General features: G+C 70.0%; 23 protein-coding genes. 7 read left to right on the plus strand and 16 right to left on the minus strand.

The genetic code is table 11. The annotated features are described in order from the left end of the window. Positions 1-60: 60 nt before the first annotated feature. The 5 genes from H4O13_14455 (at position 61) to H4O13_14475 (ending at position 7,489) form a co-directional block, all read left to right on the plus strand. Positions 61-3,024: a cadherin-like beta sandwich domain-containing protein gene (locus H4O13_14455; protein ID MBE5316591.1), complete on the plus strand. Its 2,964-nt coding sequence runs from the start codon at positions 61-63 to the stop codon at positions 3,022-3,024. 141 nt (positions 3,025-3,165) lie between these two features. After that, complete coding sequence (gene prpR / locus H4O13_14460; protein MBE5316592.1) at positions 3,166-4,782, plus strand: propionate catabolism operon regulatory protein PrpR; 1,617 nt, start codon at positions 3,166-3,168, stop codon at positions 4,780-4,782. Between the two features lie 238 nt (positions 4,783-5,020). Further along, complete coding sequence (locus H4O13_14465; protein MBE5316593.1) at positions 5,021-5,707, plus strand: hypothetical protein; 687 nt, start codon at positions 5,021-5,023, stop codon at positions 5,705-5,707. A gap of 11 nt (positions 5,708-5,718) precedes the next feature. Further along, entirely contained in the window at positions 5,719-7,020 is a 1,302-nt protein-coding gene (locus H4O13_14470; GenBank protein ID MBE5316594.1) for an SDR family oxidoreductase, read from the plus strand. 4 nt (positions 7,021-7,024) lie between these two features. After that, positions 7,025-7,489 carry a DUF2269 domain-containing protein gene (locus H4O13_14475; protein ID MBE5316595.1) on the plus strand — a complete coding sequence of 155 codons (465 nt, stop codon included), beginning with the start codon at positions 7,025-7,027 and terminating at the stop codon, positions 7,487-7,489. 48 nt (positions 7,490-7,537) lie between these two features. Here H4O13_14475 and H4O13_14480 read toward each other — a convergent pair whose 3' ends face one another. From H4O13_14480 to H4O13_14525, 10 genes are all read right to left on the minus strand, one after another. Beyond that, entirely contained in the window at positions 7,538-8,272 is a 735-nt protein-coding gene (locus H4O13_14480; protein MBE5316596.1) for a hypothetical protein, read from the minus strand. Positions 8,273-8,672: 400 nt separating this feature from the next. Continuing rightward, complete coding sequence (locus tag H4O13_14485; protein ID MBE5316597.1) at positions 8,673-10,049, minus strand: ABC transporter permease; 1,377 nt, start codon at positions 10,047-10,049, stop codon at positions 8,673-8,675. After that, positions 10,046-10,978 carry an ATP-binding cassette domain-containing protein gene (locus tag H4O13_14490; GenBank protein MBE5316598.1) on the minus strand — a complete coding sequence of 311 codons (933 nt, stop codon included), beginning with the start codon at positions 10,976-10,978 and terminating at the stop codon, positions 10,046-10,048. The genes H4O13_14485 and H4O13_14490 overlap by 4 nt, the downstream gene beginning before the upstream one ends. Positions 10,979-11,122: 144 nt before the next feature. Then, a complete protein-coding gene (locus H4O13_14495; protein MBE5316599.1) occupies positions 11,123-11,722 on the minus strand; it encodes a pyridoxamine 5'-phosphate oxidase family protein in 600 nt (199 codons plus the stop codon). Positions 11,723-12,026: 304 nt separating this feature from the next. After that, a complete protein-coding gene (locus tag H4O13_14500; protein ID MBE5316600.1) occupies positions 12,027-12,869 on the minus strand; it encodes a VacJ family lipoprotein in 843 nt (280 codons plus the stop codon). 75 nt (positions 12,870-12,944) lie between these two features. After that, positions 12,945-13,235, minus strand: a complete 291-nt coding sequence (locus tag H4O13_14505; protein MBE5316601.1) for an STAS domain-containing protein — start codon at positions 13,233-13,235, stop codon at positions 12,945-12,947. Next, positions 13,222-13,833 (minus strand): ABC transporter substrate-binding protein, encoded by a 612-nt coding sequence (locus H4O13_14510; GenBank protein MBE5316602.1) that lies wholly within the window; start codon positions 13,831-13,833, stop codon positions 13,222-13,224. The genes H4O13_14505 and H4O13_14510 overlap by 14 nt, the downstream gene beginning before the upstream one ends. Positions 13,834-13,850: 17 nt before the next feature. Beyond that, positions 13,851-14,348 carry an outer membrane lipid asymmetry maintenance protein MlaD gene (gene mlaD / locus H4O13_14515; GenBank protein ID MBE5316603.1) on the minus strand — a complete coding sequence of 166 codons (498 nt, stop codon included), beginning with the start codon at positions 14,346-14,348 and terminating at the stop codon, positions 13,851-13,853. Positions 14,349-14,355: 7 nt separating this feature from the next. Continuing rightward, positions 14,356-15,096, minus strand: a complete 741-nt coding sequence (locus H4O13_14520) for an ABC transporter permease (protein MBE5316604.1) — start codon at positions 15,094-15,096, stop codon at positions 14,356-14,358. Then, positions 15,089-15,883, minus strand: a complete 795-nt coding sequence (locus H4O13_14525) for an ATP-binding cassette domain-containing protein (protein ID MBE5316605.1) — start codon at positions 15,881-15,883, stop codon at positions 15,089-15,091. The genes H4O13_14520 and H4O13_14525 overlap by 8 nt, the downstream gene beginning before the upstream one ends. Before the next feature lie 371 nt (positions 15,884-16,254). Here H4O13_14525 and H4O13_14530 point away from each other — a divergent pair, with 371 nt between their 5' ends. Further along, positions 16,255-17,133, plus strand: coding sequence for a rhomboid family intramembrane serine protease (locus H4O13_14530; GenBank protein ID MBE5316606.1), 879 nt, complete (start codon positions 16,255-16,257; stop codon positions 17,131-17,133). A gap of 41 nt (positions 17,134-17,174) precedes the next feature. Here the strand turns inward: H4O13_14530 and H4O13_14535 are convergent, their stop codons facing one another. From H4O13_14535 to H4O13_14550, 4 genes are all read right to left on the minus strand, one after another. Next, positions 17,175-17,984, minus strand: a complete 810-nt coding sequence (locus tag H4O13_14535; protein MBE5316607.1) for a polysaccharide deacetylase family protein — start codon at positions 17,982-17,984, stop codon at positions 17,175-17,177. After that, positions 17,984-18,910, minus strand: coding sequence for a hypothetical protein (locus H4O13_14540; GenBank protein MBE5316608.1), 927 nt, complete (start codon positions 18,908-18,910; stop codon positions 17,984-17,986). The genes H4O13_14535 and H4O13_14540 overlap by 1 nt, the downstream gene beginning before the upstream one ends. A gap of 2 nt (positions 18,911-18,912) precedes the next feature. Then, the gene (locus tag H4O13_14545) at positions 18,913-19,461 is read right to left on the minus strand and encodes a methyltransferase domain-containing protein (protein MBE5316609.1); all 549 of its coding nucleotides are present in this window, start codon (positions 19,459-19,461) and stop codon (positions 18,913-18,915) included. Positions 19,462-19,523: 62 nt separating this feature from the next. After that, a complete protein-coding gene (locus H4O13_14550) occupies positions 19,524-20,153 on the minus strand; it encodes a DUF2238 domain-containing protein (protein MBE5316610.1) in 630 nt (209 codons plus the stop codon). A gap of 169 nt (positions 20,154-20,322) precedes the next feature. Between H4O13_14550 and H4O13_14555 the strand changes: the two genes are divergently transcribed. Further along, on the plus strand, positions 20,323-21,867 hold the full coding sequence (locus H4O13_14555) for a deoxyribodipyrimidine photo-lyase (protein MBE5316611.1): 1,545 nt from the start codon (positions 20,323-20,325) through the stop codon (positions 21,865-21,867). A 76-nt stretch (positions 21,868-21,943) separates the two neighbouring features. Here the strand turns inward: H4O13_14555 and H4O13_14560 are convergent, their stop codons facing one another. Next, positions 21,944-23,302 (minus strand): MATE family efflux transporter, encoded by a 1,359-nt coding sequence (locus tag H4O13_14560; protein ID MBE5316612.1) that lies wholly within the window; start codon positions 23,300-23,302, stop codon positions 21,944-21,946. A gap of 194 nt (positions 23,303-23,496) precedes the next feature. Beyond that, positions 23,497-25,209 carry a VWA domain-containing protein gene (locus H4O13_14565; GenBank protein MBE5316613.1) on the minus strand — a complete coding sequence of 571 codons (1,713 nt, stop codon included), beginning with the start codon at positions 25,207-25,209 and terminating at the stop codon, positions 23,497-23,499. Positions 25,210-25,274: the final 65 nt, after the last annotated feature.

A 25,274-nucleotide genomic window follows, 5' to 3' on the forward strand; every position in this document is an offset into this window, starting at 1 on the left:
GCCCCGCCCACCTCCTGGCGTTCCCGACCTGTTTTAAACCCAGCGGAGGACCCCGTTCCCATGCAGTACGCCACACCCCGTGCGCGCCGACTTGGCGCCGCTCTTCACCGCCTGCTGCAGGTCGCTTGCGCGCTGCTCACGTTGACCGTGGGCATCGGTCTGCCCGCGGCCAGCGCCCAGACCGCCGTCAGCGGCGTGACCGCCATCGGAGCCGGCGAGAACCACACCTGCCTGCTGACCAGCACTGGCGCCGTCCGCTGCTGGGGGGCCAACGTTCATGGGCAGCTCGGTAACGGTGGCGTCGACCCTTTCGAGACCAGCGCCTTTCCCAGCGATGTGCTGGGGCTGTCGCAGGGCGTGACCCAACTTGCGGTGGGTGACAATCACGCCTGTGTCCTGACTGCGCAGGGCGGGGTCAAGTGTTGGGGAAGCGTTGTCGACTACCTGCCCGGCAACAACAGCCCCTTGAGCCGACCGGTGGATGTCGAGCTGGGCCGCGCGGCAATCGCGGTGGCGTCTGGCAACGGTTTCAGCTGCGCCCTGCTCCACTCGGGCGCGGTGGAATGCTGGGGCACAAACACTTTTGGCCAGCTCGGCAATGGCAGCTTTGACTTTCCGTTTGCGCCGGTGAGCGTGGTCGGCCTGCCGGGCCCCATGCAGAGCATCGAGGCAGGCGGCACCTCAGCCTGTGCGCGCAGCGCGGCGGGCGCGACCTACTGCTGGGGCAGCAACGGTGATGGCCAGCTCGCCCTGGGCACCTTCGGCACAAGCCAGTCGTCGGCGACCCCGGTCGAGGCCTTGGATGCGGCCTATGCCGGGATCCGCTTCGGCGGAAGCCACGGCTGCGGCGTCAGGGCTGGCGCCGCGCTCTGCTGGGGGCTCGCCGTCTTCGGTCAACTGGGGAATGGCTCCCTCGCTCGCCAAGCGCTGCCGAGCGCGGTCACCGATCTGGGCACGGGCGTCGCCCGCGTCAGCGGCGGCATGGAGCACAGCTGCGCGACCTTGGACGACGGTACCGCGCGATGCTGGGGACGCAACAGCAACGGCCAGCTCGGAAACGGCACCAGCACGCAGCGTCTGCTGACCCCCGTGCAGGTGACAGACCTCAGCGAGGTTGCATCGATTGCAACCGGTCACCGCCACAGCTGCGCCGTGCTGGTGTCCGGCGGTGTGCGCTGCTGGGGCTCCAACAGCAGGGGCCAGCTGGGTGATGGCACCACGCTGTCCAGGCTGGTGCCGGTAGTGGTGGTGCAGCGTTCTGTCCCTGATGCGCCCACGGCGGCCACGGCTGCAGCCGGCGACGCCAGTGCGACCGTCAGCTTCCTGCCGCCTGCTCGCGATGGCGGGCTTGCGATCCTGGGCTATGTGGTGACCAGTCAGCCGGGCAACGTGCAAAGCGGGCTCTGCGCAGGTTCGCCCTGCCCCGTTTCGGGCCTGCAGGACGGCACCGCTTACACCTTCACCGTGGTGGCCCGCAATGCGCTGGGCGACAGCCCCGCGTCGGAACCCACCGCAGCGGTGAGCACGCGCCGCGTGCAGAGCCTGAGCTTCGGCCCCAACCCCGGCCCCCTGCCCCGCAATACCAGCGGTGCCCGCGTGAGCGCGACCGCGAGCAGCGGGCTGGCGGTGAGCTTCAGCAGCCTGAGCCCGGAGGTCTGCGAGGTCGATTCGGCCACCGGCGCGCTGAGCCTGCGGGCGATCGGCCAGTGCACCGTGGCCGCTGACCAGGCCGGCACGGCGGAGTACCGACCGGCCGCACGAATCACCCAGACCTTCGAGATCCTGCGGTCGCTGCAGAGCGGATTCGGCGTCTCGGCGCAGACCCCGCTGGTCTTGCTGGGCGGCAGCACCGTGGTGAGTGCTGCAGGCGGCCAGTCGAGTGGCGCGCTCGGCTTTGCCCTCCAAGCGGGCTCGCCCTGCACGCTGTCGGGAACCACGCTCAGCGGCAGCGACGTGGGAACCTGCACCGTGATCGCCACCCGTGAGGGCGATGCGGAGTACCAGCCGGTCAGCGCCAGCGTTTCGGTCAACGTGTTCGCCCGCGGCCTCTCGGATTTGCAGGTGCCAGGCCAGAGCCTCACTCCGGCCTTCAATCCGGCGGTTGGCCTCTACCGCTTGGTCGTTGCGAATGCGGTCCAGCAGATTCCTGTTCGCGCGACGGCGAGAGACCCCTCGGCAGCGGTGCTGGTCGGCGGCCAACTGGCGGCGACGGGGACCGCCTTGCCGGTTAATCTCAATGCCGGCACCAATGTCGTGCCGGTGACTGTGATCGCCCAGGACGGCAGCCAGCAGACCCTCCAGCTGATCGTGACCCGCCGCTTCGCGCAGAGCATCCAGCTGAACCTGCCGGCCACTGCGGTGTTGGGCGATGCGCCGCTGCCTCTGGCGGCGACGGGTGGCCCCTCGGGCCAGCCGGTGCAGGTCAGCAACCTCACGCCGACGGTGTGCGCCTTCAGTGGCAACGAGCTGCAGCTGCTGAGCGCCGGCACCTGCGAGCTGCGCGCCAACCAGACCGGCGATGCCAACTACGACCCCGCGCCGGAACTGGTGCGCACGGTCCAGATCCAGCCCGGCGTCGACCTGCAGATCAGCGTCGACAACGGCGTCAGCAGCGTCGCACCGCAGGGCGCCGTGGTCTATCGCATCGAGCTCGGCAACGCCGGCCCGAGCCCCGCGCCGGGCGCAGGGTTCAGCGTTTCGACGCCCGCGGCACTCGGCGACATCGAGTGGATCTGTACGCCACTGCAGGGCGCGAGCTGCCCCTCGGCCTCCGGCACGGGTGCGCCGGCGCTGAGCGTGGATCTGCCGGTGGGCGGCATGCTGCGCTTCGAGGTCGGGGGGCGCCTCAACGCCACGCCCGGCAGCACCCTGCAGTTCAGCGCCAGCCTGCAGCCACCCGCCGGCACCGTCGAGCGCGCCGCCAGCGACAACACGGGCGTGGACACCGATCCGGTGCAACCCTTTGGCGTGTTCAGCAACGGCTTCGAGGCGGGCGCGGACGGCCTGCGCATGCAGCAACGCTGAGCCCCGGTCCGAGGCCGTGCGCTCCCGCTCGGTCCGGACGCCGAAGCCACACCCGGGGCCCCGCAGGCTGTCTGCGGGGCCCCGCTGTTTTGTACCGTCGCAAGAGTGTTTCAATGCGCCACCAGCACTGAAACACGCGACATGAGCGCGCATCCCGAATCGACCCGCCTGCCCGTCATCTGGACGGCCTCCGTCTCGCGCCTCTCGCAGCTGCTGCGCGAAGTCACGCCCGAGTTCGACGGCCGCGCGCGCATCGAGAACTTGAACCTCGGCTTCGAGGACGCCGTTCGCCACATCCGCACGCGCCTGCCCAGCGAGCGCGTCGACGTGTTGATCTCGGCCGGCAGCAACGGCGCCTACCTGCGCAATCGCATCAGCCGTCCGCTGGTGCTGGTGCGCGCTTCGGGTTTCGATCTGATGCAGGCGCTGTCGCGCGCGCGGCGCATCGCCGAACGCATCGGCGTGATCACCCACGAAACCGATCTGCCGGTGTTCGCCGAGTTCCAGCGCCACTTCGGCCTCGACATCGCCCAGCGCAGCTTCATCACGGCGGAAGAAGCGCGCTCAGCCGTGGGCGATCTCGTCAGCCAGGGCGTGCGCGCGATCGTCGGCACGGGGCTTGTGACTGAACTGGCCGAACAGGCCGGCGTGGCGGGCGTGCTGATGTACTCGGCCGACTCGATCCGTCAGGCCTTCGAGAGCGCGCTCGACGTCGCGCGCCCGCTGATCGCGCAGGAGGAACACGCCCCCAGCCCGCGCGCGAAGAAGCCCGGCGCGCCGCGGCATGCGCTGGAGGATCTGGTCGGCGCCAGCGCCGCCATGGTCGAGCTGCGCGAGCAGATCCGCCGCGCGGCAAGCAGCTCGGCCACGGTGTTGATCCAGGGCGAAACCGGCAGCGGCAAGGAGCTGGTCGCCCAGGCCCTGCACGGCGTCAGCCCACGCCGGCGCGGCGCATTCGTGGCGATCAACTGCGGCGCGGTGCCGGAGTCGCTGCTGGAAGGCGAGCTGTTCGGTCACGACGAAGGCGCATTCACCGGCGCACGCCGTGGCGGCCGAGCCGGACTGATCGAAACCGCCAGCGGCGGCAGCCTGTTCCTGGACGAAATCGGCGAGATGCCGCTGGCCCTGCAGACGCGCCTGCTGCGCGTGCTGGAGGAACGCGAGGTGCTGCGCGTCGGCGCGTCGAACCCGATCCCGGTCGACCTGCGGGTGATCGCCGCCAGCCACGTCGACCTGCGCGCGGCGGTCGCCGAAGGACGCTTCCGCGCCGACCTGTTCTACCGCCTCGACGTGCTGCGCCTGCGCCTGCCGCCGCTGCGCGAGCGACGCGAGGACCTGCCCGCCCTCATCAGCAGCCTGCAGGACAGCCTGCGCCGCCGCGGCCTGGGCATGCGCGAACTGAAGTTCAGCGCCGAAGCGATCGCGCTGATGGCTGCGTACCCATGGCCCGGCAATGTGCGCGAGCTGCGCAACCTGCTGGAGCGGCTGCATGCGCAGGTCGATCCGGCGGTGGTGGAGATCGAGGCGGCGCTGTTGATGCGGCTGGCGCCGGAGTTGGGCCTTGGCGTAACGACGGCTGCGCTTGATCCGTCGGCGCTCGCTTCCCTGCGGGTCGGCAACGCTGCGGTGAGCGCGACGTCGACTCGCCCCTCGGCCACCGAGTTGCACGCGTTGCTGGAACGGCATGGGGGATCACGCAATGCGGCCGCGGAAGCGCTGGGGGTATCGCGCAGTACGCTGTGGCGGTGGCTGCGGTAGTGCGACGCGCAAGAGTTCCCCGGTGAGTCGGATTGAGCGCCTCCCCCCTCTCCCCTTGTGGGAGAGGGGTCGGGGGAGAGGGGTAGGCGGCTTCCGGCACGGTGTCTCACCCCTCTCCCCAACCCCTCTCCCACAAGGGGAGAGGGGCTATGCCACCGCACACCATGACGATGCCGGTTGCACACTGGGCTCGGCTGGAAAGGTCAGCCAGTGCGAGCTGTTGGAGTGCATTCACGATATGAACCACGAAGCATTCAGGTCAGTAGTCATCTGCCATCTCCGGACTGCCACGGCGTTTCAGGACGCCTTGGAGGGCCTTGCTATCGGGAACGTCCCACGCGAGCACATTTCCCGACGGCTGTGGATTCTCGCGAATCAAGACGGTGCAAGCTTTGGCGCGCTTCTGAAGCTGGGTCATGTAGGTAGCGCGCTAGCGTTGATCCGTCCGCAAACTGAAGCCTTCCTGCGTGGGTGTTGGGCGCGTTGGTTTGCGAGAGACGTTCAGCTATGCCAAATCGCCGAAGGGACGGGCCGATTCGAGCTCCTGGCGCAGACATTGAAAGACCTCGACTCTTTACAGCTTCCGGTGAGGATCTGCGCTCGGGAACTGGACCTTGTGCATTTGTCGAGAGCAGCGGTGAGCAAGCTCCATGACCTTACGCATCGTGGCACGCTCGCCTTGGATCTTCTTTCGGCATGCAACGCATCTCTTCCGTTCGCGGCTGCGCCACATTTGCTTGCGTCGCTGGATTTGACTATCCAGATCGGCGCCCTCTCGGCAGCCGCAGCTCTGGAAGATGCCGGGGATCGCGAGACGGGCAACGCATTGCTTGTCCGAGCAGATGAATTCCGCCTTCAGGCAGATCATTCGCTCAACGAAAGCCAGCACCTCCAAGTGGAGTCCGGGCTTGGGGCGAAGCAGTGAGCAGGATGTCCATGTGTCCCGTCCGGATTGACCAACCTCCCCGCACCGCCCTCATCACCGGCGCCCACGGCTTCCTCGCCGGCTTCATCATCGCCGCCCTACGTGCCCGCGGCTGGCGTGTGATCCGCGGCGTGCGTTCGCAGCCGACCGCTGCGGACGAACGCCACTGCGACTTCGCGCGGGCGCAGGACAGCACCGACTGGCGCGCCCTGCTCGACGGCGTGGATGCTGTGGTCAATGTCGCGGGCATTCTGCGCGAGACGCCCACGCAGTCCTTCGAGGCGATCCACCACACCGGCCCTTTGGCGCTGGCGCGGGCCTGCGTGGAACACGGCGTCCGCGACTTCGTGCAGATCTCGGCGCTCGGCGATCCTGCCGACGGCGAGTTCATCGCCTCCAAGCACCGCTTCGATGCCGCACTGCTGGCCCTTGAGCTGCGCGCGGTGGTGCTGCGGCCTTCGATCGTCTACACGCCGCGCGGCTCTTATGGGGGCACCTCGCTGTTGCGCGCACTGTCGGCCCTGCCGGTCGCCGTGCCGCTGCCGGGCGCGGGCGCATGGCCGGTGCAGCCGCTGGCGGCGGAAGACCTGGGCGAACTCGTGGTGGCCGCGCTCGAAGCCGAGCAGCGCGGCGTGTTCGAGGTCGGCTGCGCGCAGCCGCTGAGCCTGCGCGACTACCTGCTGCGCTGGCGGGCGTGGCTGCGGATCCCAGGCGCGCGCACGCTGCCGACGCCGCTGTGGGCCGTGGATGCCGCGGTGGCAGTGGGCGAGCGTTTCGGCGTCGGCCCGATGGGCCAGACGATGTGGCGGATGCTGAAGCGCGGCAATGTCTGCGCGCCGGATGCACATCAACGATTGCTCGCCGATTTCGGCACCGCGCCGCGCGATCTGGAGACGGTGCTGGCGCAGACGCCCAGCCAGGCGCAGGACCGCTGGCAGGCGCAGCTGTATCTGTTGGGCCCCGTACTCCGTTGGACCGTGATCCTGCTGTGCCTGATCTCGGCCTGGGCGGGCTTTGTCACGCCCGCCGCGCAGATCGAAGCGATGGCGTCCGGCAGTCTGCTGGCGCAGCTTGAACCCGTGGCCCTGGCGCGCTTCGCCGGCGGCGTCGACCTCGTGCTTGCGCTATGGCTGGCGAGCGGCTGGCGAGCGCGCGCCGCGGTGGCGTCGACCCTGCTGCTGGTGCTCGGCTACACGGGGGTGTTCGGCGCGCTGGTGCCCGCGCTGTGGCTGGACCCGCTGGGCGGGCTGGCCAAGAATCTCGTCCTGCTGCCGGCACTCGCCGTGCTGTGGGTGCTGAGCGATCGGAGGTAGGGCGATGGACTATCTGTGGCTGAAGTGGATCCACATCCTGTCGTCCACGCTGCTGTTTGGCACCGGGCTCGGCATCGCCTTCTTCCTCTGGGTGGCGCATCTGCGCGGCGACGCGCGGGTGATCGCGGCGACCGCGCGCACGGTGGTGATCGCCGATGCCTGCTTCACCGCGCCTGCCGTGGTGGTTCAGCTGGTGACCGGTCTGCTGCTGTCGGCGCAGCTCGGCTGGCCGATCGAGGCCTTCTGGTGGCGCGCCTCCGTCGTGCTTTTCTTCGTGGTCGGCGCCTGCTGGCTGCCGGTGCTGTGGCTGCAGCTGCGGGCGCGCGATCTGGCCGCGGCGGCCGCGGGCTCGGGCGGCGAACTTCCGCCCGCCTACCACCGCGCCATGCGGGCGTGGTTCTGGCTGGGCTGGCCGGCCTTTCTCAGCGTGCTCACGATCTTCTGGCTGATGGTGGTGAAGCCAACCTAGGCACCCTCAGCCTCCGGCCAGCCCATGGCACGCTCCGGTTCGCCCGCCTCAAGGAAGATACGCCGGGTCACAATAGTTCAGCTGCCGCTGGTAGTGCGCGTCGACGTCGAGCCCTCGCAGCGGCGAATCTGGCGGCTCATCCTGCACGTCCCTCAAGTGCATCCAGGGACTTCGCGCAAAGTAGCGCTGGAACAGCGTCTCAGCGTCGCTTTGGGCGGCGGGATCGGTGGACCCCGCGGGCAGACCGAAGGCGGGAACCTCCATGGCCTGCGAGACACGCTGCCACAGGGCCCAGGCAAGCTCAGGCCGCCGCCAGTCCGCGGGGATCAACTCCGAGATCGGGGACAGTGAGAACGGCTGCAGTCCTCCGGAAGCGGGCCTCGGCAGCGCGGCCTGCCACAGGAAAGCGCCCATTGGATGTCCGCTCTCGATCAGCCCGCGCAGCATCGGCCAGCCATGCTGGCGGTAGGCGGCGGCCAGCGCAGGGTCGGCCACGAGCATGCCAGCCGTGACCTGATCACTGGACAGGAAAATCGCAGTGGATGTGGGATTGCGCCTGAGCGCACCCATCAGCGCGTAGTGGGGGGCGCGCCTCAACAGCGCCCCATCTGCGCCCTCACACGCACGCGCACGCTGCTCGTTGCGATCCGCAATCTCCTCCAGCCTTGCGAGCCATACGGATCGCCTCGGGTCCTCGGGAGCGAGGGCTTCGATTTGAGACCGCGCATGGCCCGACCTAAGCTGGCGATCCAGGTTCTGCGGTGAACAGGTCAGAACTTCCACGGCCAGCCTGCAGGCGGCAACGGCATCGCCCCCGCGGGCGCGACTGTCCAGGGCCGCCACCACATCGAGCACCGAAGTGCCGCGCGCAGGCAGCCGAAGCGCCGACAGATCCGCCGTCGAAGCGTGCGCGCTCCAGGGCGACGAAGAGCTCCGCGCAAGCGACTCGGCCGGGCGATCCGCAGCGCCGTCCGGGGCAGCGCTGTCTTTTTCGGCAACCAGCATTGCGCTGGCCGCAGACGGAGCCTCCGAGGCGGAAAGCAGACGCAGGCAGAGCCAAAGCAAAGCCGCCGATGCGGCGAGGCCGAGTGCTGTCAGCCCGAGTACTCGAACCCTCAACCTCACCGCTGTCATGTGCGGCCGTCCAGGCACGTACAAGCGCAGCGATCGTCCCCCATCCCGCTCACGCCATCCGCACCCAGCGCAGCAGGGTCGCGAAGTTCGGCGGCTTGCCGTGCATCAGCAGGCCGACGCGGAAGACCTTGCCGGCCACCCACATGGCGGCGGCTGCGGAGAGCAGGCCGATCAGCAGGGCCAGACCGATCTGCCACACCGGCGGCGGGGTGTTCGAGCTGATCCGCATCACCATCACGAAGGGGCTGACCGGCGGCGTCAGGCTGAGCACGGTAGCCAGCGTGGAGTTCGGGTCGCTGCGGATCGGCATCCATAGCAGCATCGGCGCGACCGCCAGCAGCACCACTGGAGTCAGCAGGCTCTGCGCCTCGCGCAGCTCGTTTACCGCGGCACCCGCCGCCGCCATCAGCGCACCGAAGGTGGCAAATGCGATCAGGAAGAACAGAGCGAACACGGCGAGCTGCCAGAACTCGACCAGACCGGTCAGGGCGAAGCTCAACAGCGCCAGCACGCCGAGGCCGGCGTACACCGACATCATCAGCAGGCCCACGCCGAGCTGACCCAGGATCTTGCCGGCCATCAGCTGGGTCGGCGACACCGCCGCCAGCAGCACCTCGACCACGCGGCTGGATTTCTCCTCGACCGTGGTGGTCACCAGCATCTGGCCGGCGGTCATGATGGCCATGAACATCAGCATCATGAAGGCGATCGGCAGGATCTCGCCCACCGCCAGCGCCGCACTGCTGTCGCCGTCTTCGCCAACGGTGACGGCGCGCACCCGCGGCAGCTCGTTCAAGGCGCGGACCTGCGAGGCATCGAGTCCGTTGGCCTGCATGCGCGCATCGATCAAGGCCGGACGCAGGGCGTCGCGGATCTCACCCACCACGCGTTCGTCGAGCTTCTTGCGGATGTAGAACTCGTAGCTGCCCAGCGTGCCCGAGTCGCCCGCGCGCACGGCGTCAGCGGCAATCACCAGCAGGGCGAGGCGACGCGCATCGCCTTCGCCGGTATCCAGCAGGCGCGCCTTCTCGGCGTCGAGATCGGCGCCGGGCGCGAGCGCGGTGATGCTGAGCGTGGGCACTTCTCCGAGCGCGGCCTCCATGCCCGCCTGCGCCTGTGCGCCACCTTGCAGGCCGCGCAGGGCGTCCGGCATCACCGCATCGATGCGCGCCTGGGTCTTGCGACGGCGCTCGGCGAAGGCCTCGGGCGACAGCGCCTCGGCCAGCCGCACGTCGATGCCGGCGCCCGAGAGGTCGAGCACGGCGACTTCGCCGCGCACGGGCGGCGTCTTGAAGTTGGTCAGCAGCGGCACCAGCAGAAGACCGACCAACATCATGGCTGGCACCGCCACCAGACCGAACAGGAAGCCCTTGGTCAGGGCGGTGGAGACGAATTCGCGCCAGGCGATCTGCAGCACCTTGCTCATGCGCCCTGCTCCCCGTTGAGGTCGGTGCCGACGATGTCGATGAAGATGTCCTCCAGGCTGGGCCGGACGATCTCCAGCTTGGCCGGCGGCCATTCGCGCGCCAGCGCGGCCAGCGTGGCCGGCAGGTCGGTGCCTTCGGCCAGGGCGATGCGGTAGCCACCCTCCTGCGCGCTGATGCCGGTGACGCCGGGCAAGGCGCGCACGCTGGCCGGCACCTCCGCCGCGGGCCGCAGCGGCTCCAGCTGGATCGCGTTGCGCTGATGCCCGGCGCGGATCCCGGCCAGGGTATCGTCCAGCACCTTGCGGCCCTGATGGATCATGACGATGTGGTCGCACATGGTCTCGGCCTGCGGCATGACGTGGGTCGAGAACAGCACGGTGCAGCCGCGCGCGTGCTCGGCTTCGATCAGGCTCTTCAGCAGCCGCATGTTCACCGGGTCAAGCCCGCTGAAGGGCTCGTCGAGGATCAGCAGCTCGGGTTCGTGGATCGTCGCGGCGATGAACTGCACCTTCTGCTGCATGCCTTTCGACAGCTCCTCGCAGCGCTTCCTGGCGACCTCGGGCAGGCCCACACGCTCCAGCCACTGCTGGGCGCGGCGCTTGGCCTCGGCGCGCGACAGGCCTTTGAGCACGCCCATGTGCAGAAGGAAGTCGGCCACCTTCATCTTGCGGTAGACGCCGCGCTCTTCCGGCAGATAGCCGATGCGGTCCTTGGCCTTGAGCGCCGAATCGAAGCCCAGCACCCGCACCTCGCCGCGATCGGGAAACAGGATCGACAGCAGCATGCGCAGCGAGGTGCTCTTGCCGGCGCCGTTCGGGCCGATGATCCCGTACAGCGCACCGCGCGGCACGCTCAGGTGCAGATCGCGCACGGCGTGCTTGGGGCCGAAGGACTTTTCAAGGCCGATGAGTTCGATCGCAGGCGTCACGCGCAGCTCCGGTGGCGAAAGGACGGCGGGCCGGAGTATGCGACAGGGTGGGGTGTGACATGCGCGGAATCCTGGGCGCGCCAGGGCGACACGGATCACGTCCATCCTGAACTTGCTCCGTGGTCGCGCGTCCGGCGCTGACCCTCAGGGCTGCACCCACCGCCCGTGCCAGCCGTCCTCGGCCTCGAACTGCGCGCGGCGGTGGCCGCTGTGGGCGAGGTGCAGCCAGTCGATCCGCTCAAGAGTGAACTCGACCAGGGCGAAGTGCTCGCGGCCCAGTTCGACGATTGCGGGCGCGAGGCCGGGCTGAAGCGCATCCGCCGGCAGGCCGCTGCCGGCCTCGGTGAGGGCGGCACCCGGCGCGTTGTCGACGGTGTAGCAGCGACGCCCGAAGTCGGTGGTGCGCTGCCAGGCGGCGTCGACGGCCTCGCCCACGAGCTGCGGCGTGGCGCGACCGGCGAGACGCAGCTGCACGCCCTCACCGAAGAAACACCAGCTGGCGCGCGGGTCGTCGTGCAACTGGCGGAGCTTGGGCGAGCGGCGATCGGTGTGGAAAGCGAGGCGTGAGGTCTCGCGCTCGGCCCGACGCAGCACCACGTAGCGCGCGTCGGGCCCGTACGCGCCAAGGCTGGCGAACACGCCCTGGTGGAAGGGCGATTGGCGGCGCGCGGCGCCTTCGATCAGAAGGCTCCAGACCTGGTCGAGCACGGCATCAAGGCGGTCGGGCTGCGGCTGCGTGGACATGGAAACGCCTGAGGTCTGCGGTCGGGCGGCATCGGCCCCTGGGCTGCGAAGCGTAGGCGCGACTGGAGCGTCCGGCCGTGAATTCGAGCGGCGGGCGGGTGCTCAGCCCGCCCTCCGGCCGGGCTCAGAGCGAGTGAAAAAATCCCGACGCCATAGCGCAGGCGTCTCTGGGTGTGCGTGGCAAGGCGCGGTACGTGAATTCAAGGGCGTTTGGCGAGCCAGTGACCGCGGAATTCGCGCAGCGCGCTGCCGCCACGGGCAGCCAGAGGCGGCCGCCGTAGGGGGATGGATCTTTCACATGCTCTCAGCGCCGGATCTCACCGAGGTCGACGTCGGGGATCTCGTAGTCGTAGTCGGGCAGCAGGTAGTCGGGGAGATCGCTGCTGCAGTCCTCGATCTGGCAGCGGCGACGCTGCAGGTAGGCGTCCCGGACCAGCAGGTAGTCGTCCTCGGCTTCGCGCAGCAGATCGTCGAACTGCAGGGCGCTGGCGCGCGCGTCGATGCCGTACATCACGCTGACGCCCCAGCCGTACTCGCTGGCGGTCCAGCTGATCGGGCTGACGCGGGTGGTGGCGAGGCGGCCGCCGACATCACGCAGGGTGCCCGGCCCGAAGATCGGCATGACCAGATAGCGCGAGTCGCGCCAGCCCCAGCGCCCCAGGGTCTGGCCGAAGTCGGCGTCACGGTAGGGAATCTCCATGCGGCTGGCCGGATCGAAGAAGCCGCCGATGCCAACGGTGGCGTTGATCGCGAAGCGGCCAAGCGCGGCGCCGGCCGGGCCCGGCTCGCCCTGCAGCAGCAGGTTGAGCGAGGCCAAGGGCTGCTGCAGGTTGCTGAAGAACTTGCGCACGCCGTTACGCAGCGGCGCCGGGGTCAGGGTCTGGTAGGTCTTGGCGACGGGCCGCAGGGCGAAGCGGTCCAGGGTCATGTTGAAACGATGCATGGGGCGGTTGAAGCGCTCCCACGGATCAGGCTGCCTCTGCGATTCCTGGGCCGCGGCGCTGCGCGGGCCGGAGTTCTCGAGGTCCAGCCCCGGGCCCCAGCTGGGGGGCGTGGTGGTGTCCTGCGCGCGGCCATCCTGGCCCAGGCCGAGCAGCGCCAGCGCGAGCGCGCTGACGACGAGGCTGCGTGCGATGCGTGTGTTCATGGCGCTCTCCTGCGCTCGGTGCGACGGGGTGTGGCGTGGGGGTGGGGCTGGACTGAGGAGGAGCAAGCTCGCGCGTCAGTCGGTGGACAGTCGATGCGCGACGCAGATGGCGCGGTAGCGTGACGAGACCGGCTGCAGGGCGAGCGTTCGGCCAGCGCTTCCGGCCTCACGCCGCAGCAGGTGCAGGCAGGCGACGCCGGCGCTGTCGATGTCGTCGAGCGCACCGAGGTCGATGCGCTGCAGGGCGGCACTGTGGCGCGCGGCCTCGCCGAGCAAGGTCGCGGCCTCTTCGACGCCAAGGCGTCCGGCGAGCTTCAGCACGCCGGCCTCGAAGCGCATCTGCAGGGCGGGCTCAGCCCTGGACATCGATCTCGCCGCGGTTCAGGCCCTCGATCACTTCGTCCAGGCTCTGCCGACGCAGGCGCTCATCGAACTGGGTGCGGAAGGTCTGCACGTAGGACACGCCTTCGACGATCACATCGAACACCAGCCAGGCCTCACCCACCGGACGGAACAGATAGTCGACCTTGACCGGGGCGCCGCCGCGGCGGTGAATCTCGCTGGCCACGCGCACGATCTGGCCGCCGCGCAGCTCGGTCTCGCCGGCGACGCGCACATCGAGGCTGGGGTCGGCGTCGAGCATGGCGGCGCCGTACTTGTTGAGCAGGCTCTTTACCAGGGCGTTGGCAAAGGCGCTGACCTTGGCCGGATCGGCGCCGCGGCTGTGCCGACCCAGCACCAGGCGGGCTGAGTACTCACGGTCGAACAGGGCGTCGAGCTCGCTTTCGACGAAGGCGTTGAGCTTGCCGCGATCAGCGCTGAACTCGGCGCGCTGCTCGACCAGGGTCTTCAACACACTTTCGGTGCGCTCTTCAACGATAGCCGCGGGGCGGGCGTTGGCGGCGACCGCCGCGCTGGCGCAGAGCAGCAGGGCAAGCAGGCTCGACTGCACGAGATGGGTGATGCGCATAGGGGTCTCCTTTACTCCGCAGCGGCAGGGCTGGCGTCGGTCTTTTCGCCCGATTCGCCGTTACCGAACATGAACTGGCCGATGAGCTGTTCCAGCACCACAGCCGACTGGGTCAGCAGGATCTCGTCGCCGTCCTTGAGCGGCTCGGGGTCGCCGCCCGGGGCCAGGCCCACGTAGCGATCGCCCAGCAGCCCGCTGGTATAGATCGCGGCGGCGGTGTCCGCGGGCAGCTCGCCGGCATCGCTGCTGATCCGCAGCGTGGCGATGGCATCGAAGCTGACCGGGTCGAGCACCACGCTCGCGACCTCGCCGACCTTGACCCCGGCGATGCGCACCGGCGCGCGCACCTTCAGCTCACCGGCGTTGGAGAAGCGCGCGGTCACGCTGTAGCTCTCGCCGCGCAGGCCGTCCTTCGAGTTGGTGGAGGCGAAGGCCAGCACCAGGGCGCAGGCGAAGCCCATCAGGATGAAGAAGCCGACGCTCCATTCGGTCTTTGCAGAAGTTGCCATGGCGTCCTCAGTACAGCGTTGCGCTCAGGATGAAATCGAGGCACAGCACCATCAGCGAGCCCATCACCACCGAGCGGGTGGTGGCGATCGAGGTGCCCTCGATGGTGGGCGGCGCGTGGTAGCCGGCGTAAGTGGCGATCAGGGTGGTGGCGATGCCGAAGAAGATCGATTTGACGATGGACTGGCCGAAGTCGTCGACCAGGTCGATGCTCTGCTGCAGCGAGCTCCAGTAGAAGCCGCTGTCGAGCCCCAGCACCAGCACGCCCTGCACGTAGCCGCCGAGAATGGCGAAGGCGCAGAACACCATGGTCAGCACCGGCAGGCTGATCACGCCGGCCAAGAAGCGCGGCGCGACCACCTTGCGCACGGGATCGATCGCCATCATCGACAGCGCGGTGATCTGGTCGGTCGCGCGCATCAGGCCCAGCTCGGCGGCCATCGCCGAGCCGGCGCGCCCGCAGAACAGGATCGCCGCCAGCACCGGCCCGAGTTCGCGATACAGGGTGAGACCCAGCAGCGTGCCCAGCGAGCTGCCGGCACCGAAGGTGCTCAAGGTGCGGTAGCCCTGCAGGGCGAGCACCAGGCCGACAAAGGCACCGCCGACCGCGACAATCGAGACCGAGCGCGAGCCGATCGAATAGATCTGCGCGGCGGTGTCGCGCACAAAGCCGTGGCCCGGCCGGATCGCGCCGAGCACGCGCAGCAGAAACAGGCCCATCCGGCCGAGCGAAGCGAGCATCTCAGCCATGCGAAGCCCCCGCGCCACTGCGGCGATAGTCGAAGCCGATGGGGCCGTCCGGCGCGCCGTCGAGGAACTGACGCAGCAGGGGATCGCGGGTGGCGTTCAGTGCATCCGGCGAACCGGCGAAGACGATGCCCTGCTCGGCGACGACCACCACGTGGTCGGCCATCGCGAGGCTCTCGGCGACATGGTGGGTGATCACGAAGCTGGTCAGGCCCAGACTGTCGTTCAAGTTGCGGATCAAGGACAGGATCACGCCGCAGGCGATGGGGTCGAGGCCGGTCAGCGGCTCGTCGTACAACATCAGCGGCGGGTCCAGCACCAGCGCGCGAGCGAGCGCCACGCGGCGCGCCATGCCGCCCGAGAGTTCCTGCGGCATCAGCGCGCCGGCCTCGGCCAAGCCGACCGCGTTCAACTTCATCTGCACCAGCTCGCGCAGCACCGGCTCCGGCAGGCGGGTGTGCTCGCGCAGCGGCAGGGCGACATTCTCGAAGGTCGAAAGGTCGGTCAACAGGCCATTGCCCTGCAGCAGCACACCCATGCGCCGACGCAGGCGGAACAGCTCGGCGGTGCTGCGCGCGGGGTGCTCAAAGCCGAGCACGCGCACGCGGCCGGCCTGGGCGTCGAGTTCGCCCGTCACCGCGTGCAGCAGGGTCGACTTGCCGGCGCCGGACGGACCGATCACCGCGGTCACCTTGCCAGCCGGCACGCGCAGGCTGGCCTCGCGCAGGATCACGCGCGGGCCACGCGCCAGCGTGACGCGGTCGAACTCGATGGCGGTGGATTCGGTCATTCGGGGTGTCGTGAGTCGCGTGCGAGGCACGCACGAGGCGCGAAAGGCGCTTGGAGAAGCGTGACGGCGCGCATCTTACGGCCTGCGGCAGTGCAGCAAGAGCAAGAGCGGGTGAGCGCGGCGCTCCGAGCCGCAGCGATCGCCGCCCCCAGCGGGCGGCGCAGCGCCCTCATGAACAGCGTTTGTTTTGCCTTTTCAATACGTTGCGACGCGTACGCAGAGTCAGGCCCGAGCGCGATTGGCATGAAGCTGGGCTGAAAGGGCGCCGCTCGCGAGGCGGCCGACTGCGGCCTCGTCACCTCGTTTCGCGGGCGCGACGCGCCCCCGGTCACCCTTGCGCAAAGGGCGACGCGCCCCAAATCCACGACGGCATGGACCTCCCCGTATACGAAACCCATCCCGACCCGGCCACCCAGGCTGCCCATGACCGCCAGCGCTTCCGCCGCGGTCTGTTCATCGCCGGCGGCTTCATCGTGCTGCTGTGGTGGATCAAGGCCTTCGAGCTCGCCTTCGACACCGACTTCGGCGTGCTCGGCAACCGTCCGCGCGAGTGGGCCGGCCTGCTCGGCGTGCTGACCGCGCCGCTGCTGCACGGCTCGGTGGCGCATCTGATGTCGAACACGCTGGCCCTGCTGGTGCTGGGCACCCTCGCCTTCGCCTCGTTCCCCAAAGCCACCTGGCGCAGCCTGCCGCTGATCTGGGCGCTGGCCGGCCTCGCGGTGTGGGGCTTCGCCCGCGAAAGCTTCCATATCGGCGCCAGCGGGCTCACCCACGGCCTGATGTTCCTGCTGCTGACGCTGGGGCTGATGCGCCGCGACCGCGTCGCCATCGCCACCGGCTTCGTCGCCTTCTTTCTCTACGGCGGCATGCTGCTGACGGTGCTGCCGCGCGAGCCCGGCGTGAGCTGGGAGTACCACCTCGCCGGCGCGGTGTTCGGCGTGATCAGCGGACTGCTGTGGGCGCGGCTCGACCCGCTGCCGCCGCGCAAGCGCTACAGCTGGGAGATCGAGGAAGAGCTCGAAGCCGAGCAGCGCGCGCTGGAGCAGGCGACCTGGGAGCCGGCGCGGCCAAACGAGGTGCAGCCCCTGTGGGACGGCCCGCAGCGTCCACCCTCGCCCAAGGTCCCGCCCCTGCGCGGCGTGGTGGTGCAGTTTCCGCTGCGGATCGAAGCGGGCGAGGTGCGCTTCACGCGCGCAGCAGATCGAGGTGAGGCCCAAGGCTCAGCGGAGACGGATCCGCCGCGGAGCTGAGCCGCGGCGGCGACCGGCGCGCGCTGGCGCAGCGCATCCGCCTACCGCTCGCTTAGGCCCCCTGCGCGCCGCAGCAGATCGAGCAAGCCATCGTCGTCGCGCCAGTCGCGGCCGCTGACGAAACGCGGCAGGGCCCAGCGCTCGTCGTCCGGCGACAGCGCGCGCGGCTCGGTGGTGAAGGCCGCCATCAGCCCGATCTGCGGCCCGCGCCGCGGCAGCCAGTCGCGCCGCAGGAAGTCGCTGACATCGCCGAAGGGATAGGCGAACCAGCGCGGCCGGCGGCCCACCACGCGCTCGATCTCGGCGCTGGCAGCGCTGATCTCCGCCTCGGCCTCGGCCTCGGTCTCGATATCGAGAAAACTGCCGCGGCGGTTATCGCGCTGCGCCGTCCGCGCTACCAGCGGATGGTTGTGGTCCCAGCTGTGGTTTTCGAGCTCCATCAGCCCGGAGTGCGCGGCGGCGCGCCACCAGCCGTCGTGCATCAGGGCCGGGCCGTAGTCGTCGACCAACCCCGCCTCGAGGTCGGCGCGCGCCTGCGCCGAAGCGATGACGAAGCTCGACACGCACAGGCGCGGATGCGCGGCGCGGGCCTCGACCAGCACCGACAGCATCGAGGGCAGCACGCCCAGGCGGGGGTGGGTGATCGACTCGCCATCCATGCGCGTGCCGTCATCGAAGGTGATCGCCACGCCGCGCGTGCAGCCAGGAGCGAGCAGGTCCGCCAGCGGCAGCACCGGCACGCCTTCGCGCGCCAGCAGCGCCAGATCCGCGCGCAGGCCCAGCAGGTCGGCGCCGCTCCGCGACCAGTCTTCGAGGCGGGTGGCGTGGTAGGTCAGAACGAGGCGCGCCATCAGGGTCTCCAGTGCGCTTCGGGGAACCGCCCCGGAAAGAAGGCGTGGGCGATCGACCAGAAGCGCCAGCCGCTGGGGTCGCGGCGGATCGAAGCGTCGAGCATCGCGGCGAACGCCCGCACCTGGTCCTCGATTCGCAGCGCATCGACGCGCTGGAAGTGGATCTGCCGCTGGCCGCTGTCGAGGTCGGTGTCGGTGGCGAACAGATAGACCGGCGCGCCGGCCGCGGCGGCGATCTCGAACATGTTCTGCGCCAGCCGGGTGTCGAGCCCGGCCAGCTCGACCTCGATGGCATCCGGACGGTTGGTGGGCATGTCGCAAAGGCCGAAGCCGCAGTCACCCTCGATCAGAATCTGCCGCACCGCCTCACCTGCGTTCCCGCGATACACCAGCGGTCGGCCGGCCGCGAAGGCGATCAGCTTGTGACGCAGGCGCACGTAGAGGTTGCCGAACAGCGAGGAGCGGCTGAGCAGAGGGCCCAGCCGCGGCGCCACGATGTTCGGGCACAGGCCCAGCGACTTCGCATAGGGCAGGAACCAGTAGCCGCAGCCGTGGTGGGTGCCGATGAACATCACCGGTCCGCGATCGGGCAGCGCGTCGCCGCTGGCGCGCACCCAGCGCCGCAGATAGCCGCGGCCGCGCATCGGCACCAGGAAGCAGTCCATGTGCTCGATCAGCAGACGCCAGCGCAGCCTGCGCGCGAAGGCGGCCGCATCCGGCGCCCAGCCGCAGCGCTCGGCGCGCGCCACCGATTCGCGGATCTCCTCCACGTACCAGCCCTGCCAGCGCGAGAGCCCGCGGGTGAGCCGCAGCACCCAGGCCCAGGGCAGCAGGGTCAGGGCGACTGGCAGCAGGAACAGCTCGGTGAACTCGCGACCGCGCCGCAGCCAGGCGCGTGGACTCAGCAGACGCGGACGCGCGGCCATGCTCAGCGCTTGCGGCAGTCAAGGTAGAGGCTGATCGCGTTGTCCGGGCTGCGCAGGTCCAGGCCGCGGAGCTCAGGCCAGGCGCTCGCGTTGTACGCCACGCGCTGCACCTCGAAGCCGATCGGCTCGAGCAGGGCGCGCAGGGTGGCCTCGTCGTAGAAGCTCTTCTGCCCGGCGAAGGTCAGCGCGGCGTGTATCAGCTCGCCAAGGGTGTCGGTGACCAGCGGGATGCCGACCTCACGTTTCCAGAGTTCCAGCACGCGGGTGTCGCCGCGCTGGTAGTGGTCGACCAGCACGGCGAGATCGGGCGTCAGAAGGCGCAGCACGCCGCCGCGCTTCAGCACGCGGTGACAGTCGCGCAGATGCTCGCGGGCCTGGGCGAAGCTGAGCTGGCCGATGAAGTCCTCGGACTGCAGGAAGTCGGCGTAGTCATCGGCAAAGGGCAGCGGCTGCGACAGGTCGGCGACCACATCGGGCTGCCACTGCGGATCGGCGTCGACATGCAGCCAGCCGGGGAAGCGCACGCCGCCTGAGCCAAGCGAAATCTTCATGGAGGGTCTCGAAGCGCGCAGCTCGTGCCGCGCCAAACGCCGCGAAGTCTAGCGGATCGCACTCAGGCCGCTGGCAGCTGCCGTGCATGCCAGCGACCGAACAGCAGCTGCGCCGCGATCGCGCCGCACAGCGCGAGGAACATGTCCCACTGGGTGTCCCAGACGTCCCCCTGGGTGGCGAGGAAGGCATCGGCGGCGCCGCCCCAGACCAGCGCCGCCCACCACTCCAGCATCTCAAAGAAGGCCGAGAAGGCGAGACAGGCCGAGGTCACCAGATAGAACAGCCAGGCGCCCTCGCGCAGCGCGGTCTGCCGCAGCAGCAGCTCGCGGCCGAGGATGGCCGGAACGAAGCCTTGCGCGAAGTGGCCGAGACGGTCGTAGTGGTTGCGCGCGAGATCCAGCGCGTCCTGCACCCACAGGCCCAGCGGCGTCAGCGCATAGGTCCAGGCGCCGCCGTAGATCAGGATCAGGCAGTGCAGCGCGATCAGCCAGTACAGCAGCCGGGTCAGCGGAAAGCGCCGGCGCGTGGCGATCAGCAGCGGCAGGGCGGCGATCACCCAGACCACTTCCAGCAGCCAGGTCAGGCGATCGGTGGGGTCGATGGCGGACCAGACGAGGGCGGCCAGGACCACGGCGATCAGGATGGCGAATTCGGTGGCGCTGGGGGTGCTGCGGGGGGCTTGGACGAGCATGGGATTCGGGATTCGGGATTCGGGATTCGGGATTCGGGATTCGGGATTCGGGATTCGGGATTCGGGGTCGAGCATTGCCGGAGCGCGACTCTGAAACAACAAAGGTTGCAGATTCGCGGCGCTCTCGCTTCACGTCCCGCGCGAGCCCACCCCGCAACACTGCGCGCCCATGACGCTCCCCACCACACTGATCTGGTTCAAACGCGACCTGCGCGTGCAGGACCACGCGCCGCTGGCCGTTGCCGCCGAACGCGGCGCGGTGCTGCCGCTGTACGTGGTCGAGCCCGGCTACTGGCAGCTCGATGACGTGGCCGCGCGGCACTGGCGGGTGCTGCGTCCGGCGCTGTACGAGCTGCGGGAGGCGCTGGCCGCGCTCGGCCAGCCGCTTGTGGTGCGCGAGGGCGAGGTCTGCGCGGTGCTCGAGGCCCTGCACCGCGCCCTGCCCTTCGATGCGCTGTACGCACACGAGGAAACCGGCAACGCCTGGACCTTCGCCCGCGATCGTGCGGTGGCCGCCTGGTGCCGTCAGCGCGGCGTGGTGTTCCGCGAGTGGCGGCAGTTCGGCGTGGTCCGTGGCTTGAAGCGCCGCGCGCGCTGGGCCAGCCAGTGGGAAGCGCTAATGGACGCCCCGCTGGTCGCGGCGCCGCGCGGCTTGCTTCCACTGCCCGCGCATACGGCGCTGGTGCCGGGCGCGATTCCCGAGTGGCCGCGCGGGCTGGCGGCCTCCGCACGGGATGAAACCGTGCAGCCCGGCGGACGCGCCGCTGCGCTGCGCTGCCTGCAGGGCTTCCTGCATGAGCGCGGCGAGCACTACACCCGGCAAATGTCGAGCCCGCTCACCGCCGGCCGCGCCTGCTCGCGGCTGTCGCCGCACCTGGCGCTCGGCACGCTGTCGATGCGCGAGGCGGTGCAGACCGCGCGGCTTCGACGCGCCGAGCTGCAGCAGCTGCCGAAGGAGCTGCGAGGTCAGTGGCCGCGGGCGCTGGCCAGCTTCGAGTCGCGGCTGCATTGGCACTGCCACTTCATCCAGAAGCTCGAGTCCGAGCCGGCCATCGAAGTCCGCAACGTCAACCCTGGCTACGACGGCCTGCGCGAGGGCGATTTCGACGTTGCGCGCTTCCAGGCCTGGGCGCGCGGCGAGACCGGCTGGCCCTTCGTCGATGCCTGCATGCGCGCGCTGGTGCAGACCGGCTGGCTCAACTTCCGCATGCGCGCGATGCTGGTTGCGATCGCCTCCTGGCAGCTGTGGCTGCACTGGCGGCAGCCGGCCCTGCATCTGGCGCGCTGCTTCACCGACTACGAGCCCGGCATCCACTACAGCCAGGTGCAGATGCAGGCTGGCGTCACCGGCATCAACATCCCGCGCATGTACAGCCCGGTGAAGCAGTCGCAGGACCAGGACCCGGACGGCGATTTCATCCGCCGCTGGCTGCCCGAACTGGCGAACGTGCCGGCCGCCTGGATCCATGAGCCCTGGAAGATGGGTGCTGTGCAGCAGGCGAAGTACGGCGCGGTGATCGGCTGCGACTACCCGGCGCCGATCGTCGAGCACGTGCAGGCCGCGCGCGAGGCGCGCGCCCGCCTGAGCGCCTGGCGCCAGCAGCAGCCGGAACTCTCGCGCTTGAACCGCGAAGTGCTGGAGCGCCATGGCAGCCAGCGTCGGCGCGTGGCGGTGCGGATCGCGCCAGCCTCCCCGCAGGGTGAGCTGTTCTAGGCGATTCGCAAGGTTCGGCCGGCCACAGCCGTCGGCAGGCGCGGTCGCGCGCTTCGCCGCCGCGCCGGGCACGGCCTCAGGCGTCGGCGTCGTGCGACGCGGGCGGCGATTCGCTGGCGGCGAGCTTCACGAAGCGCCAGGCGAGCAAGCCGGCCGCGCCCGCGAGCCCAACGCCGAAGCCCGCCCAGACGCCGGGCGCGCCCAGCTCGAACGCGAAGCCCAGCAGGGCCGACAGCGGCAGCGCGATCAGCCAGTAGGCGATCAGCGAGACGCGGGTTGGGAAATCGTTGTCGAGCATGCCGCGCAGCGCGCCGAGGCTGACCGACTGCACGCCGTCCATCAGCTGGGTGAAGCCGAACACGAAGAAGATCGCCGCCGCCGCAGCGATGACCGCAGGGTCGTCGACGAAGAGCGCACCGATCCACGCACCCGCGAACAGGAACAGCAGAGCGAAGCCGCCCATCCAGGCGGTCACGACCAGCAGCCCGGCCTGCCCGATCGCGGCCACGCGCGGCCATTCGCCGGCGCCGATCACCTGCGCGATGCGGATCGTGACCGCGCCGGCGACGCCCAGCGGCAGCATGTAAAGCGTGCTGCCAACGGACAGCGCGACCTGATTGCCGGCCAGCGCGACGGCGCCGAACAGCCCGATCAGCACGCCGGCCACGGCCACCGCGGCGCCTTCGAGGAACAGCTGCACCGTCATCGGACGGCCTTCGTTCCACTGCCGCGAAAGCTCGGCGCGCTCCAAACGCCGCGGCCCCCACCAGGCGCGCAGCGAGGGCAGTCGGCGCACCACGAGCCAACCCGCCGCCGCACCGATCGCCTGCGCCGCGAGGCTGGCGATGCCCGCCCCCGTCAGCCCGAGTCGCGGAAAGCCCCAGTGACCGTAGATCAACAGCCAGTTGAAGAACACGTTGAGCAAGGCCGGCAGAACGATTACAGCCACGCTGAGCCAGGGCCGGCCCGCCGCATCGAGCAGGTTCTTGACCACCATCGCGTGGGTGAAGGCGAGCATGGATGCGCTGAGGCACAGCCAGTAGGGACCGATCACGCTCACCACCTCGGCGGGCTGCCCGGCGTAGGGCAGCACCAGCAGGCCCGCGGCCATCAACAGCGCACCGGCCAGTCCGCCGACGCTGGCCAGCAGCGCGCCGTGCCGGGCGATGTGGCCGATGCCGCCGAGCTCGCCGCTGCCGAAGCAGCGTCCCGCGAACAGGCCGACCGGGCCGGCGAATCCATACAGGGCCGCGTAGAAGATGATCGCCACCGAGGTGGTCAGCGACACCGCCGCCAGCGGCGTGGCACCCAGCGGCCCCAGCATCGCGGTGTCGACCAGGGTCACCCCGGTCGAGGCGACGAGGCCGGCCACCAGCGGCGCGGCAAGCGCGGCGAGCGGAGCGATCTCGGCGAGGGCGCGGCGCAGCGTGCTCATCTGCGAATCACCGGTACAGGCGTCCTGCGGGCGGGCGGCCGACCGCATCCCTGTGCCCGCGCGCGCGCGCGCAAGCGCCCTGCCTTGGCGCGCGCAGACCCAGGCCGCGCACCGCCCAGCGTTCTGCCCCCGAGTTTTGCGCGTCTAAGCGTTCGCTTCACAGGCCCGCCATCGTCGTCTGTGCAAGCGGACTTTCACCGCAGTGTGATCGGCCGTCGCGCCAGCACCTTGCCGTCGCCGCTGACAAGCTTGAGTTCGTAGCTGCCGGGCGCTTCGGGTGCGGTCAGCTGCACGGCCATGGGGCTGGTTTCGAACCCCGAGTACTCGCCGTCCCAGGCGCTATCGTCTGCCCCCACGGGAGCGAAGCCGACCCAGGCGCCGCCCCCCGCAGGGCCCTCGACGGTGACCGGCACCAGCATGCCGACCAGCGATTCCGCGGGCGCTTCAAGACGCACCTGCGCGGCCAGCACGCGGATCGGCTGACGGGCGGCCACGGCTTCGGAACCGTTCAGCACATAGCGCAGCTCGTAGTCGCCGGGCTCACCGGGGGCGCGGAGGCTGTAGCGGGTCTGGCCCGCCACCGGACGGGTGTAGTCGCGGTAGCTGCCGGCCTCGCTGCCCGCCGGCGCGAAGCCGATCCAGTGCGCCTCGTCGACCGGGCCGTCGGCCTCGACCTCGATGACGCTGCCGGCACTCGTCTCCGCCGGACCGCGCACGTAGACGCTGGCCGCGAGCACCTTGATCGGGCGACTGGCCAGCACGCGCTCGGATTCGTTCAGCACATAGCGCAGTTCGTAGTCGCCGGGTTCGGCCGGCACCTGCAGCTCGACCTCGCTCTGCGCGCCGGTCGGGCGCTGGTAGTCGAGGAAGCTGCCCGGCCCGCTGCCGGCCGGCGCGAAGCCGATCCAGTGACGGGCATCCACGGGGCCGCGGGCGCTGACGCGGATGCGCGTGCCGGCGCTGGCTTCGGCCGGGCCGTCGATGGCGCCCTCGACATCGGTGAGGTTCAGCGGGCGCTGGGCAAGCACCGCATCCTTGCGCAGCGGGCTCACGTAGCGCAGCTCGTAGGCACCGGCCGCGGCTGGCGTGGGCACGCTGACCTGTCCGTTCTCTGCGCTGTCCACCCAGGCGTAGGTGAGTTCGAGTTCGCCCCCCGTGGCGGCCGCGCGGTACAGGCCGATGAAGTCGCCGCGGTCGGCCGGGCCGGTGAAGCGCACCGCAACGCTGGATACAGCGGATGCGCTGTCGGCGGCGTCCAGGGTGGCGGTGGCCGGCGGCGGCGCGGGCTCGGTGCTGACCGCCACTACGGCGCCCAGTGCACCGGACAGTTCGGCAGCGTTGCGGGCGTTGAAGTAGCGACCGCCGGTGTTTTCGGCGAGGCAGCGCAGTTGAGCCCGGTGCTGCGGGTTGGCGACGTCGAAGCCGATCACATGCGCGGTGAAGTCGACTCCGGCGGCCTCCAGCTCACGACCGACCTGGCAGGGGTCGAGATTGCAGGTTTCCTCGCCGTCGGAGACCAGGATCACGGTGGCCTTCTGCTCGACGTGGCGCAGCGACTCGGCGGCCTGGATGACGGCCGCGGACAGCGGCGTCATGCCCCTCGGGTTCAGCGCATTCACCTGCCCAAGAAAGGCGGCGGCATCGAGCGGCCCGGACTCGATCAAGGTCTCGATATCGGCGCAGTCGCCTTTGCGACGGTGGCCGTAGGCGACCAGGCCCAGGGGGTTCTCCGGCTGCCATTCGCCTACCAGGCCCGCCACGGTCTCGCGGGCGATCTCGATTTTGCTGCGGCCGTCGATCTGGCCCCACATCGAGCCGGAGGCATCGAGCACCAGCACCACACGCTCTTCGGCTGCGGCGGCAATGGGGAGGCTCAGAGCGGCAGCAAGCAGGGCGGTACGCAGCATGGCGAAGCCTCGGCGATGGGTGGGAGTGGCCGAGGATACGGAGCTTGTGTGAGCGTTCGGACAGC

This window comes from Lysobacterales bacterium (genome assembly GCA_014946745.1).
Classification (GTDB): Bacteria; Pseudomonadota; Gammaproteobacteria; order Xanthomonadales; family Xanthomonadaceae; genus Aquimonas.

Bases quoted from the DNA above. Each gene is read 5' to 3' on its own strand.
- H4O13_14470 (MBE5316594.1), top strand. From the start codon at position 5,719: ATGTGTCCCGTCCGGATTGACCAACCTCCCCGCACCGCCCTCATCACC.
- H4O13_14485 (MBE5316597.1), bottom strand. From the start codon at position 10,049: ATGAGCAAGGTGCTGCAGATCGCCTGGCGCGAATTCGTCTCCACCGCC.
- H4O13_14500 (MBE5316600.1), bottom strand. From the start codon at position 12,869: ATGAACACACGCATCGCACGCAGCCTCGTCGTCAGCGCGCTCGCGCTG.
- H4O13_14535 (MBE5316607.1), bottom strand. From the start codon at position 17,984: ATGGCGCGCCTCGTTCTGACCTACCACGCCACCCGCCTCGAAGACTGG.
- H4O13_14455 (MBE5316591.1), top strand. From the start codon at position 61: ATGCAGTACGCCACACCCCGTGCGCGCCGACTTGGCGCCGCTCTTCAC.
- H4O13_14520 (MBE5316604.1), bottom strand. From the start codon at position 15,096: ATGGCTGAGATGCTCGCTTCGCTCGGCCGGATGGGCCTGTTTCTGCTG.
- H4O13_14540 (MBE5316608.1), bottom strand. From the start codon at position 18,910: ATGGCCGCGCGTCCGCGTCTGCTGAGTCCACGCGCCTGGCTGCGGCGC.
- H4O13_14545 (MBE5316609.1), bottom strand. From the start codon at position 19,461: ATGAAGATTTCGCTTGGCTCAGGCGGCGTGCGCTTCCCCGGCTGGCTG.
- H4O13_14560 (MBE5316612.1), bottom strand. From the start codon at position 23,302: ATGAGCACGCTGCGCCGCGCCCTCGCCGAGATCGCTCCGCTCGCCGCG.
- H4O13_14465 (MBE5316593.1), top strand. From the start codon at position 5,021: ATGAACCACGAAGCATTCAGGTCAGTAGTCATCTGCCATCTCCGGACT.
- H4O13_14555 (MBE5316611.1), top strand. From the start codon at position 20,323: ATGACGCTCCCCACCACACTGATCTGGTTCAAACGCGACCTGCGCGTG.
- H4O13_14525 (MBE5316605.1), bottom strand. From the start codon at position 15,883: ATGACCGAATCCACCGCCATCGAGTTCGACCGCGTCACGCTGGCGCGT.
- H4O13_14550 (MBE5316610.1), bottom strand. From the start codon at position 20,153: ATGCTCGTCCAAGCCCCCCGCAGCACCCCCAGCGCCACCGAATTCGCC.
- H4O13_14530 (MBE5316606.1), top strand. From the start codon at position 16,255: ATGGACCTCCCCGTATACGAAACCCATCCCGACCCGGCCACCCAGGCT.
- prpR (MBE5316592.1), top strand. From the start codon at position 3,166: ATGAGCGCGCATCCCGAATCGACCCGCCTGCCCGTCATCTGGACGGCC.
- H4O13_14565 (MBE5316613.1), bottom strand. From the start codon at position 25,209: ATGCTGCGTACCGCCCTGCTTGCTGCCGCTCTGAGCCTCCCCATTGCC.
- mlaD (MBE5316603.1), bottom strand. From the start codon at position 14,348: ATGGCAACTTCTGCAAAGACCGAATGGAGCGTCGGCTTCTTCATCCTG.
- H4O13_14475 (MBE5316595.1), top strand. From the start codon at position 7,025: ATGGACTATCTGTGGCTGAAGTGGATCCACATCCTGTCGTCCACGCTG.
- H4O13_14505 (MBE5316601.1), bottom strand. From the start codon at position 13,235: ATGTCCAGGGCTGAGCCCGCCCTGCAGATGCGCTTCGAGGCCGGCGTG.
- H4O13_14495 (MBE5316599.1), bottom strand. From the start codon at position 11,722: ATGTCCACGCAGCCGCAGCCCGACCGCCTTGATGCCGTGCTCGACCAG.